At 42.3% G+C, this 14,156-nt stretch carries 13 protein-coding genes; all 13 read right to left on the reverse strand.

Features of this window, described 5'->3' with window-relative positions; genetic code table 11:
- Positions 1-86: 86 nt before the first annotated feature.
- Entirely contained in the window at positions 87-1,226 is a 1,140-nt protein-coding gene (locus tag QI30_RS08195; protein WP_126990451.1) for an ABC transporter substrate-binding protein, read from the reverse strand.
- 1 nt (position 1,227) lies between these two features.
- Positions 1,228-1,830, reverse strand: coding sequence for a hypothetical protein (locus QI30_RS08200; protein ID WP_126990452.1), 603 nt, complete (start codon positions 1,828-1,830; stop codon positions 1,228-1,230).
- 54 nt (positions 1,831-1,884) lie between these two features.
- Complete coding sequence (locus QI30_RS08205; protein ID WP_233600555.1) at positions 1,885-2,508, reverse strand: hypothetical protein; 624 nt, start codon at positions 2,506-2,508, stop codon at positions 1,885-1,887.
- Positions 2,509-2,772: 264 nt separating this feature from the next.
- Positions 2,773-3,777, reverse strand: coding sequence for an ABC transporter ATP-binding protein (locus QI30_RS08210; RefSeq protein ID WP_126990453.1), 1,005 nt, complete (start codon positions 3,775-3,777; stop codon positions 2,773-2,775).
- A 17-nt stretch (positions 3,778-3,794) separates the two neighbouring features.
- Positions 3,795-4,718, reverse strand: a complete 924-nt coding sequence (locus QI30_RS08215) for a S66 peptidase family protein (RefSeq protein ID WP_126990454.1) — start codon at positions 4,716-4,718, stop codon at positions 3,795-3,797.
- Positions 4,719-4,797: 79 nt separating this feature from the next.
- Positions 4,798-6,423, reverse strand: a complete 1,626-nt coding sequence (locus tag QI30_RS08220; RefSeq protein WP_158621003.1) for a peptide ABC transporter substrate-binding protein — start codon at positions 6,421-6,423, stop codon at positions 4,798-4,800.
- A gap of 54 nt (positions 6,424-6,477) precedes the next feature.
- On the reverse strand, positions 6,478-7,512 hold the full coding sequence (locus QI30_RS08225; protein ID WP_304999925.1) for an ABC transporter ATP-binding protein: 1,035 nt from the start codon (positions 7,510-7,512) through the stop codon (positions 6,478-6,480).
- A 4-nt stretch (positions 7,513-7,516) separates the two neighbouring features.
- Positions 7,517-8,443: an ABC transporter permease gene (locus QI30_RS08230; protein ID WP_126990456.1), complete on the reverse strand. Its 927-nt coding sequence runs from the start codon at positions 8,441-8,443 to the stop codon at positions 7,517-7,519.
- Entirely contained in the window at positions 8,440-9,378 is a 939-nt protein-coding gene (locus QI30_RS08235; RefSeq protein ID WP_126990457.1) for an ABC transporter permease, read from the reverse strand. Before QI30_RS08235 ends, QI30_RS08230 begins: the two co-directional genes overlap by 4 nt.
- Before the next feature lie 344 nt (positions 9,379-9,722).
- Positions 9,723-10,889 (reverse strand): tryptophan synthase subunit beta, encoded by a 1,167-nt coding sequence (gene trpB, locus QI30_RS08240; RefSeq protein WP_126990458.1) that lies wholly within the window; start codon positions 10,887-10,889, stop codon positions 9,723-9,725.
- A gap of 94 nt (positions 10,890-10,983) precedes the next feature.
- Positions 10,984-11,772: a hypothetical protein gene (locus QI30_RS08245; RefSeq protein WP_126990459.1), complete on the reverse strand. Its 789-nt coding sequence runs from the start codon at positions 11,770-11,772 to the stop codon at positions 10,984-10,986.
- Positions 11,772-12,851, reverse strand: a complete 1,080-nt coding sequence (locus tag QI30_RS08250) for a cysteine protease StiP family protein (RefSeq protein ID WP_126990460.1) — start codon at positions 12,849-12,851, stop codon at positions 11,772-11,774. Before QI30_RS08250 ends, QI30_RS08245 begins: the two co-directional genes overlap by 1 nt.
- Positions 12,817-14,148: a phosphoribosyltransferase domain-containing protein gene (locus QI30_RS08255; RefSeq protein WP_126990461.1), complete on the reverse strand. Its 1,332-nt coding sequence runs from the start codon at positions 14,146-14,148 to the stop codon at positions 12,817-12,819. Before QI30_RS08255 ends, QI30_RS08250 begins: the two co-directional genes overlap by 35 nt.
- Between the last annotated feature and the right edge of the window lie 8 nt (positions 14,149-14,156).

The following is a 14,156-nucleotide window of genomic DNA, read 5'->3' on the forward strand; positions in this document are numbered from 1 at the left end:
TGGTATCTTCAGTTTAGCTTGATTGAAGACGTTTGGCTATCGGAACATGTAAAAAGAAGCCTCCGTAAAGAGACTTCTTTTTCATTCTAGTATTTTGCCGCATCTGATGATGGATGTAAAATACTTTCTACTTCCTCATCGGTCACATCAAATTCATAGAAGTTTTTATAATATGTTTTGATTTCTTCCTTCATATCGTAATCAAATACATCTGGGTGATTATGCTGTGCTAAGAATTTCAACATAAGTGGTGCATCACCTGATGGTGGGAACCAACGATAAATACCAAGTGGCACTTTGTAGACCTTGCCTTCTTTAACAGCCGCAACATCGCTCCAGTCTTGACCAGATACTTTATTTTCTAGTAAGTCCTCTGGCTGTGTCTGTGTGAAGTTTGTGATGTAAATAATATCTGGATTCCATTTATAAATTTGCTCCATATTTACTTCTTTTTGCCCTTGAGCACCTGAATCACCAGCAACATCAATACCCCCTGTTGCTTTCGTCCATTTCTCACTGAAGAAGTTTGCCCCGCCAACGACGATGGATTTATCATTATGTTGGAATAAGAACAGTACTTTCGGCTTGTCTTTTTCTTTTACATCCGCTAATTTAGCATCGATTTCTTTTTGTACTTTTGTACCTTCTTTGATGAATTTATCAGCGCGGTCCGTTGTGTCGCCACCCTTAATATCAGAAGTTAATTTTAGCCAGCTATTAAACGTCGCAAGAGGCTCTGCCGCTGCTGCATCAATGGCTTTTACGCCTACTGTTGGAATGCCCGCTTCCTCTACTTTTTCAATTGATTTTTGGTCGGTTGCAATTTCAAAATACACTTGAGGGTCCACTTTCATTAATTCCTCAACATTCACTTCACCATTTTGCACAAACTTTGTAGATGCTTTTAACACGTCTGGTGAAATTTTTGCTAACATTGAGTTTTCTGCTGCATTATATGAGTTTGGATGCATCCCAACAATTTCTTTTGTTGAATTCGTTGCAACATACCAAGTTGAGAAGTACGGTAAAATACCGCCAACTACGATACGATCGATTTCGCCTGGTACGGTTACGTCACGGCCAAGTTGATCTTGAATTATTTTTTCTTCGGCTGTTGTTTGTTTTTCGCCTGTCGATGTTGTCTCTTTCGTATCATCATTGCCACATGCTGCTAATAGTCCTGCCGCAAGTGTCGCCGCTGCTAAGAAGCCCAATTTTTTCTTCATATTACTTTTCTTCCTCTCGTAGCCATTTTGCTAAGCCATTTAAAAATGGCTTTGATTGATTAATGAAGCCCAGTCCGATATGGAACATTGGGTCAAGTGATGTTACGACTAATTGTCCATTAAAGCTACTATCATCTACATAGAAAATCGAGCGACCATCTGGTGTATCTAGTAGCGACATTGCACCTTCTGGCGGCATAAACGTCCCGTGATAATGCCATTTCATATCAGGCACTGTTAAGAAATGATAGAGTGGATGATTAGCGTGCTGTTGATTCAGTGGTAAATCGCCGTTTGGACGTACCCACCAGCTAAAGTTTACTTCAGAATCTTCCCAGTCTACTGTTGGCATAAAGTGATCTAATACTTCGCCAAAAATAACAATACGTTTTCCCGCATGTAATACATTTAATAATTTCGATTGATAGCGTTTTAATAACGTAATATCCAAACGACATGATAGTAACACGGTGTCATATTGTGTTAAATCATAGTTATGTAAATCTCGAATATGCAGCACATCATCGTAGACATAGTGAAACTCTTCTTCCTCTAGGAAGCGGTTTTGATACGGTGTACCATTCACAATTAATGCAATACTCATATTAAAGAGCTCCTTTCAATACAGTAAATTCTTCTTCTGATACGCGACGTGTCATTAGTTGTCACCTCGATTGCGTGCTGCTTCTGTATGAATTGCTTCAAGCATTTGCAGACTTACTTGACTTGATGAATTGTCCTCATGAATGTAAATGCGGTACATATCTGTCCCTGCACCCGCATAGATTGTGCCATTTGTTGATTCACGGTCCACATAAACGATGACATTATCTTGTTGGTCCACAATTAATTTCTTCGCATGTGCAGGCACCGTTTCAAAGTAGCCACGTGAGAAGAAGCCACGTACGCCTTTACGATATTCAATATCATATGACGTAACGCCTTCAAATAATGTATGGTCTGTTGCGATAATACGTGCTTCACGATCTTTTAGTGGAATTGGAGAACGCTTCCAATTTGCCACTTCCGTTAGCCAAGGCAGTCCCTTTTCAGCAAGTGTGAAAATAACGCCTCCCTTTGCTAAATAGTCCGTTAACACCGCATTATGCTCGACTAAAAATGCTTCGTCGACATGATTTGAAATAATGACGCCATCAAAAGCCATTAAATCCGTGTATGGTAAATCATATTCATATAAAAACACAAGGCCACGTTTTGCATCAAGCGCATTCAGACGTGCAAATTGAATGTCGATGCCCATGTAGGCAATATTTTTCATCATAGTAAGGTCCCTCAGTTCTAATTGATAACGATTATCGTTTAATACACTCTTATTTTATTGATAATGATTTTCAATTGCAAATCAAACTGTGCGAACGCTGAAAACTTGTCGAATTTTAACGAAAAAATGATTTAAACGAATAAATACTGTTTTTTAAACAGTCGATAATACAGCATTTAAAAGGGATTTTATAGCATTTAAAAGAAAAATAAACATTTCGACAAAAATTGACAAAATAAAAAGAGGTCGGTTAAAACCGCCTCTTTACACTTCCTGTTGCACGCGTAATGGTTTGCCCATTTCAATCGAATCATCCATTAAGTGACAGGCCACAAAATGCTCGCCCTCCTGCTCACGCCACGTAGGCTCCACTGTGACACACGCCTCACAGGCATGAGCACAGCGCGTATGAAATACACAGCCTGTTGGTGGATCAATCGGACTCGGTAGCTCGCCCTCTAAAATAATTCGACGGCGGGACTCCTCAATATCTGGGTCAGGTATCGGAATGGCAGATAATAATGCCTGCGTATACGGATGCAGTGGATTATGATACAGCTGCTCACTCGTCGTCAGCTCGACGATTTTCCCTAAATACATTACCGCAATTCGGCTCGAAATATATTTTACCATCGATAAATCATGCGCAATAAATAAGTAGGTGAAACCCTTTTCCTTTTGTAAACGCTGCAGGAGCTTCACGACCGATGCCTGTACAGATACATCGAGTGCTGAAATCGGCTCATCACAAATAATAAACTCCGGGTCTAATGCGAGTGCGCGGGCAATCCCGATACGCTGGCGCTGTCCACCAGAAAATTCATGCGGATAGCGATTGGCATGATCTCGGTTTAGCCCAACGGATTCCAGTAGCTCATAAATTTTCGCTGACAGCTCTTTTTTTGATTGATAGATTTCATGTACAAGCAGCGGCTCTGCGATAATTTCATATACGGTAGAGCGCGGATTTAGTGAGGCATACGGGTCCTGAAAAATCATCTGCATTTGACGTAAAAATTGATGACGCTCTTTGTCGGTTTTCTTATGCACATCCTGCCCCTTAAACAGCACCTCGCCACCTGAGCGATTGTATAAGCCCATAATTGTACGGCCGGCTGTCGATTTCCCGCAGCCTGATTCGCCAACGAGGCCAAATGTTTCGCCCTTTTTTACATCAAATGAGATACCATTCACTGCTTTTAATGTTTGATTTCGCTCTAATGAAAAATGCTTTTGCAGCGCTTTGACTTCTAAAATTTTATCATTCATCGTTGTATCCCCCTTCGTTATTGCACACCCGCTTCAATCGTAATCGCTCTATTTGTCGCATCTAGTACCGCATTTACCCCGAGTGGCAATGCAAAATGCGGCTGACAATGCCCGATTTGCACCCCTTTCACGACCGGCACCTGTAGTGATGCAAAGTAATGTGCGAAAACCTCATCTAGTATTAGTGATTTTTTTCGTTTCTTCGGCTCAGCACCGGAAAAACTCGCAATAATAACCCCACTTACTTCATTGAGTACACCAGCCATTCGGAGCTGATTGAGCATGCCATCCACGCGGTACGGCTCCTCATCTACATCCTCAATTAATAAAAGATTACCAGCCGTCAGTGGCATATAATCTGTACCGACAGCGCTCGCGAGTAAGCTCAGATTACCTCCAACAATTTTGCCGTGGGCTACACCTTCAACTACCGTTTCGATACCCGCATAAAAGCGGTCATCATAAACAAGCGCTGTAGGTGTGAATAGCTGCTGAAACTGTGCGGCTGACTGTTCTAAAAAGGTGTCATGTCCAATATCTGAGCCAAGCATCGGCCCGTGGAATGTCACCAGGTCTGCGTGACGCTGAAATGCATTATGTAAAAATGTAATATCTGAATAGCCCCAGAAAATTTTCGGATTTTGACGAATGAGCTCAAAATCGAGCGTATCCGTATAACGTGCGCTCCCATAGCCACCGCACGCACAAATAATGCCCGCAATATCCTCGCGGCGGAACATGTCCTCTACGTCCGCTTTACGCAGGTCATCGGTCGCGGATAAATAGCCATATTCGCTATGTGCTGTTTTTCCAAATTCGTATTCGAGACCTAGCGCTGTTAAAAATGCGAGCGACTTTTCCAATGCCTTTTGATTGGGTGAGCTTGCTGGTGCGATAATGCCAATTTTATCGCCCTTTTTTAATCGTTGTGGTTTCTGCATATAAGAACGCCCCCTTCGCTGTAGAAACAAACACGTTATTTCTACAGCGAAGGGCAGTGACGAGCACTGCCAGCTTCCATTATTCTTTATCCGCAAATTTCAACTCTAAATAACCAACTGGGTGACGCACGATGCCTGATACAGAAGGCTTTTGCACGCTTAATTGATTGTAGAAATGAACAGGCACGATTGGTGCTTCTTCAATTAATAATTTTTCTGCATCTTGTAGTAGTGTCCAGCGTTTTTCAGAATCTTGCTCTGATTTCGCATCCGCAATTAACTGATCATATTCTTTATTTGACCACGCTGTACGGTTCATTGAAGAATCCGTAATGAAGCTTTCTAATGCATTCACTGGATCTGCATAGTCATATAAGAATGATGAACGAGATAATTGATGCTTTAATTCTTTTTGCTCCGCCATAAATACGCTTGATTCCACGCTTTGTAGCTTCACTTCAACACCTAATGCTTCTTTGAACTGGTCTTGTAAGGCAACCGCCACTTTTTGGTTATCTGGTGATGTACCATACGTCAGTGTTACTTTCGGAAGTGTATCCCAGCCCTCTTCCTTCATACCTTCTTCTAATAATTTCTTCGCTTTTTCTTTATCAAGACCGATTAAATCGCCAACTGTATCACGGAATTCATTACCATCTGGCCCTTTGAAGCCATATGATACGAAGCCATGCGCTGGTTTTTGACCGATTTTCGTTACGTATTCCACAATATTATCTTGGTCTACTGCATACGCAAATGCTTGGCGTACTTTTTTGTTTGTGAATGGCTCTTTTTCTACGTTAAAGCGGTAGAATGCCACACCCGCTTGCTCTGAATTGACTAATTCATCGCTATCTTTTAATTTCGAATACATTTCACCTGGTACAGATGAAATATCCAGCTCATCTGATTGATACATTTGATATTCTGTATTCGTATCATTGACCATTGCCCACTCGACTTTATCAAGCTTTACATTGTCTTTATCCCAATACTGGTCATTTTTCTCAAAGACCATTTTTGAGTCGTGATCCCATGATGCTAATTTGAATGGACCATTCGCAACAAAAGAATCTGCCTCAGCGAACCATTTCGCATTGTCTGTCGCTGCTTTTTCATTTACTGGGAAGAAGCTCGGATTTGAAATAATATTTAGAAATGCCTCTGTTGGATCGGTTAATGTTACTTCAAATGTTTTATCATCAATTGCTTTAATACCAATACCATCTGCTTTCCCTTCACCTGTATTAAAGTCCTCAGCACCAACAATACCGTACGCTAAAAATGCTGCAGGTGACGCTGTTTCAGGGTCTAGCATATGCGTCCAGCCATATACGAAGTCACCAGCTGTTACTGCATCGCCATTTGACCATTTCGCACCTTCACGTAATGTGAAGGTATATGTTTTTTGGTCATCTGAAATATCGATTTTTTCAGCAATGGCTTCTTTTGGCTCGTTGTTTTCATCTAAACGAACTAAGCCCTCCATTAAGTTATTTAATGGATTCCACGATACCGCATCAAATGCCACAGACGGGTCAAAGGATGTCGGCTCGACACCATTGTTTAAATACAACACTTTTTCTGACTTTTTATCGCCAGAAGACTCACTGCCTTCATTTTTTCCTGCATCCTCATTTGCGGTACAGGCCGCCATGACAACCATTGCAAGCGCCAATAGCGTAAGTAATAGCCACTTCTTCATAAAAATCCCCCTTTTGATTCAAATGATGTATGTGATGTACAACTGTACGAGTCACTAATAATTAGCGAAAAGCCCCTTTGCTCGCTCATCTTGCTGCCAGCAATAACTACGGTGCTCCTCCGTTATATATGTCGCAGGTGGTTCTACGTGCTCACAGACATCCATCGCAAATGGACAGCGTGCCGCAAAGCCACAGCCTACTGGTGGGTCAAATAAATCGGGTGGTGTGCCATCAATTGGCTTGAGCTCCTCCTCTAGTAAATCGAGACGCGGAACAGAATTAAGCAAGCCGCGCGTATATGGATGCGTGTTGCGGTAGAAAATATCCCGCTTCGTGCCAATTTCAATAATTTGCCCAGCATACATGACCGCAATACGATCAGCAATTTTCGCGACAACGCCTAAATCATGGGTAATTAAAATAATGGAGATGCCCATGCGCTCCTGAATCGATGCGAATAACTCTAAAATCTGTGCTTGAATCGTCACATCAAGCGCGGTCGTCGGCTCATCGGCAATGAGCACGTCCGGCTCGCAAATAAGCGCAATCGCAATGACAATTCGTTGGCGCATTCCACCTGAAAATTGGTGGGCATATTGCTTTAAGCGCTCTTCTGGATTTGGAATTCCAACGAGATTCAGCATCTCGATTGCCCGTTTTTTCGCCTCATCCTTTGATAAACCATGATGGGTACGAATCCCTTCTGTTAGCTGCTCACCAATCGTCAGTGTTGGATTTAGTGCCGTCATCGGATCTTGAAAAATCATCGAAATGTCCATACCTTGAATTTTACGCAGTGCTTTTTTCGGCATCTTTGATAAATCCTTGCCGTTGTATACAATCTGCCCATTTTCAATGCGACCCGGTGGCTGTGGAATAAGGCCCATAATGGCGTTCGATGTTACACTTTTACCGCAACCCGATTCGCCTACAATGGCTAGTGTCTCGCCTTTATACAAATCAAAAGAAACGCCACGCACGGCCTTTACCTCGCCTCCAAATGTTTTGAAGGTTACATGTAAATTATGCACTTCTAATACTTTTTCACGGGCAGCAACATGCTCATGCTGCTGTGCTTGTGTCATCATGTCGTTACCCCCTTAACTTCGGATCTAGCGCATCTTGTAGACCATCGCCGAGTACGTTAAATGCGAACATCGTAATCGAAATAAATAATGCTGGGAAGAATAACCGCCACCAGTCGCCAGATAAAATAACCGGTAAGGCATCATTCGCCATTACGCCCCAGCTGGCATACGGTGCTTGTACACCAAGTCCTAAGAAACTAAGGAATGCTTCCGCAAAAATGGCACTTGGGACACTTAATGTAATTTGAACAATAATGGGCCCCATTGTATTTGGTAATAAGTTTTTACGAATAATGCGGGATGAGCTCGCACCAAAGGATTTCGAAGCGGTGACGAATTCGTAGTTTTTAATTTGTAGCACCTGCCCACGTACAATACGTGCCATACCGACCCAGCCGGTAATGGTCAGAGCAATAATAATCGTCGTTAAACTTGGCCCCATCACAACCATTAATAAAATAACAACAAGTAGATTGGGTAAGCCATATAGCACTTCAACAATACGCATCATGACCATATCGACGCGGCCACCTTTATAGCCGCTAATACCGCCATAAATAATGCCGACGATACAGTCGATTAACGCGGCCATTAAGCCAACAAATAAGGAAATCCGTGCGCCGTACCATGTTCGCGTAAAGACATCGCGCCCCATTTCATCAGTTCCAAACCAGTGCTTTGCTGAAGGGGGCTGATTTTGATTCGGTAAGTCTGTTGTCGTCACCGAATGGGGTGAAAAAATCGGTACAAAAACCGCAAAGAGTGCTAACAACACAAGAAAAATCAAGCCAAGCATCGCAAGTTTATTTTTACGAAGCCTACGCCACGCATCTTTCCAGTAAGAGAGCGACGGCCGCATGACCTGTTCTTTTTCATCGCCATCCTTTTTTTTAGGACGAAACCATTCGTCTTTTACATCGATATTTGTCATGAAGTTTCACCTTCTTTTTTATGCAGTTTAATTCGTGGATCTAACAAGCCATATACAATGTCGACGATAAACAGCATGAATACTAAGAAGGCGCTGTAAAAGACCGTTGTGCCCATAATAACGGGGTAATCACGGTTATTAATACTCTCAACGAAGTATTTCCCCATCCCTGGTATCGCAAAGATTTTTTCAATAACGAATGTTCCCGTTAAAATGGATGCGAGCATCGTGCCCATAATCGTCACGACCGGCATCATTGCATTACGCAGTGCATGTCGGAATACAATGCGCCATGGCTTCAGCCCCTTCGCCTTTGCCATCTTTATGTAGTCCTGTGTCAGCACCTCAAGCATACTTGAGCGTGTTAGACGGGCGATAATCGCCATTGGGCCTGTAGCGAGGGCAAGTGTTGGCAAAATCATATGCTTTGGACTCGACCATGTAGCAGCAGGCAACCAGCCAAGCTGACCCGCAAATACTTGAATCAGTACCGTCGCTAAAATAAAGTTTGGAATGGATATTCCAATAACCGCAATCGCCATCGCAAAATAATCAATGAGCCCGTTATGCCGCAGCGCTGCGAGCGTTCCTAAAATAATCCCGGAAATACAGGCGACAATAATCGTAATCATGCCGAGCTCAAGCGAGATTGGAAATCCTCGTTCTAGCAGCGAATTCACTGTTTCATTTGGCTTTTTAATCGATGGGCCAAAATCGAATGTCACAATGGCTTTCAAATAACTGACATACTGTACCGGAAGCGGATCATCGAGATGATAAAACTTTTCTAAGTTTTGTTGAATGACCGGATTCGACGTTTTATCGCTGTCAAATGGCGAGCCCGGAATCGAATGCATAAGCGCAAAAGTCAAGGTCGCAATAATAAAAATCGTCGCAATCATCATAAGAAAACGTTTAATAATGTATGAAACCATCTGTGTGCACCTCCTACTCAAGCTAAATTTAAAAGGAAACAAAAATCTTTTATGGTTATTTTTGTTAAAAATATATTATCAGAATTTTCCTACTATTACAATTTTATTCTACAAAAATATTCGAAATATGCTTAGTTACGCTGTAAAATGCTAGAAACATTCCAAATTCCATTTATCACTCTTTTTTCATTGGATAAAAATACTATTGTTCAGTATTTTTGTTAATATATTAAGATTTTTCGTCATACGGAATTTATCAAAATTCAGCTAGCTAATCTTTCTTTAAACAGCAAAAAAGCGATTGATGAAAAAAGTCCATCAATCGCTTTTACCTATCTATTCAATTAGTCCTTGTTTAACATTGCATAGACTTGCTCCACATCTTTGTCCCCGCGCCCTGAAATATTGATGATAATGACATCATCGGTTGATAGTGTCGGTGCAAATTTCAGCGCATATGCCACGGCATGTGAGCTTTCTAACGCCGGAATAATACCTTCTTCTTTTGAAAGTATCATAAAGGCTTCTAATACTTCCTCATTCGATACGGTCACATATTCACCGCGCCCTGTCACCTTTAATTGCGAGTGCTCAGGACCCGCGCCAGGATAATCTAAACCTGCCGCAATCGAATACGTTGGCTGTGGGTTCCCTGCCTCATCTTGTAGCACAAGGCAGCGGAAGCCATGTAAATCACCCGGTGTTCCCTGTGTAAGCGATGGTGCCTGGTCCGGTTCAACACCAATCAAGCGTACCGCTGCATCATCAATATATTCTGCAAACGAACCAATGGCATTACTCCCACCACCCACACATGCTAGAACAGCTGTCGGTAATTTGCCTTCTTTTTCTAAAATTTGTTCGCGACTTTCGCGGCTAATGACGGATTGGAAATGCTTCACCATCGTTGGGAATGGATGTGGGCCGACAGCCGAGCCTAGTAGATAAAATGAATTTTCATAGTTCTCTACTAAATCGGCAAATGCCGCATCAACCGCTTCTTTTAAGCGACCTTGCCCATCTGTTACCGCAACAACTTTCGCACCTAAGAGCTCCATACGGAATACATTTAGCGCTTGGCGTTTCATATCTTCCGCACCCATATAAATAACACAATCCATTTTAAACATTGCACAAACGGTTGCCGTTGCGACACCATGCTGACCAGCACCTGTCTCCGCAATAATACGGTGCGCACCCATACGTTTTGCTAAAAGAATTTGTCCTAATACATTGTTAATTTTATGAGAGCCTGTATGATTCAAGTCCTCGCGCTTTAAGTAGATTTTTGCGCCATCTAAACGAGTCGTTAAATTTTCAGCGAAGTAAAGGGGTGACTTACGCCCAACATACTCACTGAAATAATAATCAAGCTCTTTTTTGAAATCTGCATCATCTTTATATTTATTGAAGTTTTCCTCTAAAATCGATAATACATTTTGCAATTCAGGTGGGACCTGACTACCACCAAACTCACCAAAATAACCTGCTTGTGTTTTTTCTAAACTCATCTCAACCTGCTCCTCTCATAACCAAAACTGAATATTCAGTATATTCTAATAGACTATCTCAACTTTTTCAATCTAAACGGTCAAACTAAGCAAATTACTGCACATTCGCTATAAGCTCTTCTAACATCTGCTCGGTAAAGGCTGCTCCGCGTGCGTCAAGTACACGTACCGGTGACGCATCGCCTAACTTCTCATAAATCTCGCCATGCTGTGGTGAAAAATGCGTATCCGTTAGCTGCATCATTCCTAAATCCATAAAGGAATCTCCTGCTGCATAGTGGACAGTCGGCTGAATTTTGTCTAGAACATATGTCACTGCCGCCTCCTTAGACAATGTTTTTGGCAGTGCATAAAATTTCTTACCATGTAAATACGTCGTCCAGTCTGCTTGTTGGAATTGTTCATGCAGCGCATTGAGGGCATCAATATCTTTTTTCGCTTCATCTATTAGCAGCACGTAAAATAGTTCATCGACGCCATTAATTTTACGAAACATCTCCATTTCCCAGCATGCCGCAAAGCGCGTACGAAAATCGTCGAAACTCAAACAAGTTGAAACATTTTTTGCGACAATTTTTGACCATTCCTCATCTACCTCACCATTACGTAATACAAAGCCACCATTACAAGCGACCGCATAGTGTGGTACTTTTTGTTGAAATAATTCAATGCGCGCATACTGTGCAAGCGAGCGCGTCGTCACGGGAATAATATCAATGTTACGTGCAGTCACTTCTTCCATTAACTGCGCCGTTTTATTTGAAATATAGGAAATCGGCTTGCCATCTAGCTGCTCAATACAGCGCGTTTCTTCAAGCGGAATACCAATTGTACGTTCTGAAAAAATAAAGGTACGATCTAAATCTGTTGTTAATACATGCATTATTCTGTTAGCTCCTTAATCAAACCACAGCAAGAATAGCTCATATCTGTGTATACTTCCACCGGCACACCGCGCTCCTCAGCCAACATATAAATATGCTGTAGGTCCGCATCATGCGCTGGATTTACGAGAATCTTCCATGGCACACGACGCAGTAGCACACGCGTCGTTTCGCCAACACCTGGTTTAATATGATGTGTATTTTGAATATTAAATTTCTTTTGAATGCGTTCTACAGACTGCATGCCAAGCCATGTTACAGGCTCTGTCGTTAAATCATCTGGTGTAGTCTCTGAGAAATGCTGTGCAATCGTGGCAATATACAAGTTTGAAACATCTTGGTCTACTAAATGCGCATAATACTTTGCCCCATGAAAATCGCCCTCATGAATCCAGTCATCATTTAATACAGTACGACTGACAAGACCCGATACAGTCGAGTTCAAGCAAGCGGAAGGAATTAAAAAGTCATCACGTGTGCCATACATCGATGAGCAATGCCCAGGGTCCGCAAGCACTGCGAGCGTATCATCTAGCTCAATGCCTTGCTGCTTCAGCCCTTTACAAGCCTCTGTCAATTCACGCGTAATCGCGCCCTTACCTGTCCAGCCATCAACAAATTGTAGCTCTGCCTCCGGATGCTGTGCGAGCATATAACGAATCGCCACTTCATCAATGCCGCGATCACGAACGATTGAAATCGCATAATGTGGTACTGTACGCTTATATTTCTGCTCTAAATAACGTTTAATTAAAATACCAATTGGCGTACCAGCTCGCGCTAAGCTTACGAGCACTACGCGGTCAATCGATTTATGCGCCACAATCATTTCCGCTACAACCGCGACCGCATCAGCAATACGTTTACTGTACTGTGCGAGCGTCTTATGGAAAAGTTCAATATATGCCTCACTCGGCTGAAATTCCTTTGGAAGCATTGTCGAATAATGCACCCCTTGCTGAATCAGTTGCTCACGCGCAAATGTATCTTTTTCTAGCTCAATATCACTTAAATCCTTCAATAAAAAAATAACATCATCAGCACTATAACTCGTTTTCATAAATGTGTTGACCGTCATACTGCAACACCCCTCTCGTTAATTCAACTACTAGTACAGGTACAGATAATTGCGCAATAAGCGTATCTAGTCCTTGCTGGTCCGCAATACGCTCTACTACGATGATAATTTGCTCAAAGTTTCCTTTTGACACGCTATATAAGAAGTTTGGTACACCTGCATTCTCAAGGCTTCCAAAACGATATTTTTCATAAATAACCGACTGTTCATCTACAAAAATTGGGCTTCGTGTCGTTGATTGTGTATACACGTCCTCACCTAGATTCAGCCCTAACATCATCGGTAAAAACATGCATTCACCGGTACCGACAACGAGTGTTTTCCCACGTTTTGGTAATGACCGCTTCGCAAGCTGTGCTAAGAATTGCACGTTTTCCTCTGCTGTTAAACCAAAGCGCCCTGTTTCGTAGGCATAGCCCTTCGTACAAACTGAACCATCCTCACTCTGACTTGTCAGCGGCAACACTTCGACAAACGCTTTTTCTGAAATTGTTACCTCCTTCACGTCATAGACAGGCGCTTCTGGTACAACCTCTTCATCGTAAAAGGCACCCTCAACCGCCATTTCCCCAGCCATTAAGGTCACGACATTTAGCGTAATGTGATGCTCGTTCGCAAACGTTTCATATGCCGCGCGCTCCGCTTCATTTCGCCAATCTAAAATGGATACGACCGTATAGCGCTTAATATGCGGATAATATGCCGCAAGTTCTGCGATAATATTCAAATTCGTTTTTCCTGTCGACATTTCATCGTCTACAAGTACGATTTGTGCAGCCTCGTCAAAAAAACCCTCCGGCGCATAGAGACGATGACTTGTCGCATGAGAATGCTCCTCTTCAAAGGCAATTGAAGAGGCGCGCTCCTGAATCTTCTCACGTGTCGTATGGATATACGTGGCATTAGCTGAAAATGCATTAAAAAAGGCATGTCCAAGCGCTGTTGCGGTCTCCGCAAAGCCAATGACCGCGATTTTTTCAGGAGCTGCCATACGCTGCTCAGCAAGCGACACGGTTGGTTCATTTGCCTTTAGACCAGCGACTAATTGCTTAGCGGCCGGATGCATTTGACCATATTGTGTTTCTAAAAAGCGACACGCTAATAAAAAGCCTGTATAAAGTGGTACGAATGGCTTTACATGTAAATGCTTCCCGAGCACCTTTGATACGAATAAAAATTGGCGTTTTTTATTAATGCGTAGCGCCAAATCAAATAATTGTTTTTCCTCAAACTCATATGGATTGTCGCGAATTGTCGTTGTGACACGTAGCCGCTCGTCAATTGAAAAAGCACCCATTTTATAGC

The organism is Candidatus Kurthia intestinigallinarum, assembly GCF_003991225.1.
Classification (GTDB): domain Bacteria; phylum Bacillota; class Bacilli; order Bacillales_A; family Planococcaceae; genus Kurthia; species Kurthia populi.

Excerpts from the sequence above, each read along its gene's own strand:
- trpB (WP_126990458.1), bottom strand. The coding sequence starts at position 10,889 with ATGAGTTTAGAAAAAACACAAGCAGGTTATTTTGGTGAGTTTGGTGGT.
- QI30_RS08225 (WP_304999925.1), bottom strand. The coding sequence starts at position 7,512 with ATGATGACACAAGCACAGCAGCATGAGCATGTTGCTGCCCGTGAAAAA.
- QI30_RS08220 (WP_158621003.1), bottom strand. The coding sequence starts at position 6,423 with ATGAAGAAGTGGCTATTACTTACGCTATTGGCGCTTGCAATGGTTGTC.
- QI30_RS08210 (WP_126990453.1), bottom strand. The coding sequence starts at position 3,777 with ATGAATGATAAAATTTTAGAAGTCAAAGCGCTGCAAAAGCATTTTTCA.
- QI30_RS08245 (WP_126990459.1), bottom strand. The coding sequence starts at position 11,772 with ATGCATGTATTAACAACAGATTTAGATCGTACCTTTATTTTTTCAGAA.
- QI30_RS08230 (WP_126990456.1), bottom strand. The coding sequence starts at position 8,443 with ATGACAAATATCGATGTAAAAGACGAATGGTTTCGTCCTAAAAAAAAG.
- QI30_RS08235 (WP_126990457.1), bottom strand. The coding sequence starts at position 9,378 with ATGGTTTCATACATTATTAAACGTTTTCTTATGATGATTGCGACGATT.
- QI30_RS08195 (WP_126990451.1), bottom strand. The coding sequence starts at position 1,226 with ATGAAGAAAAAATTGGGCTTCTTAGCAGCGGCGACACTTGCGGCAGGA.
- QI30_RS08215 (WP_126990454.1), bottom strand. The coding sequence starts at position 4,718 with ATGCAGAAACCACAACGATTAAAAAAGGGCGATAAAATTGGCATTATC.
- QI30_RS08250 (WP_126990460.1), bottom strand. The coding sequence starts at position 12,851 with ATGACGGTCAACACATTTATGAAAACGAGTTATAGTGCTGATGATGTT.
- QI30_RS08200 (WP_126990452.1), bottom strand. The coding sequence starts at position 1,830 with ATGAGTATTGCATTAATTGTGAATGGTACACCGTATCAAAACCGCTTC.
- QI30_RS08255 (WP_126990461.1), bottom strand. The coding sequence starts at position 14,148 with ATGGGTGCTTTTTCAATTGACGAGCGGCTACGTGTCACAACGACAATT.
- QI30_RS08205 (WP_233600555.1), bottom strand. The coding sequence starts at position 2,508 with ATGATGAAAAATATTGCCTACATGGGCATCGACATTCAATTTGCACGT.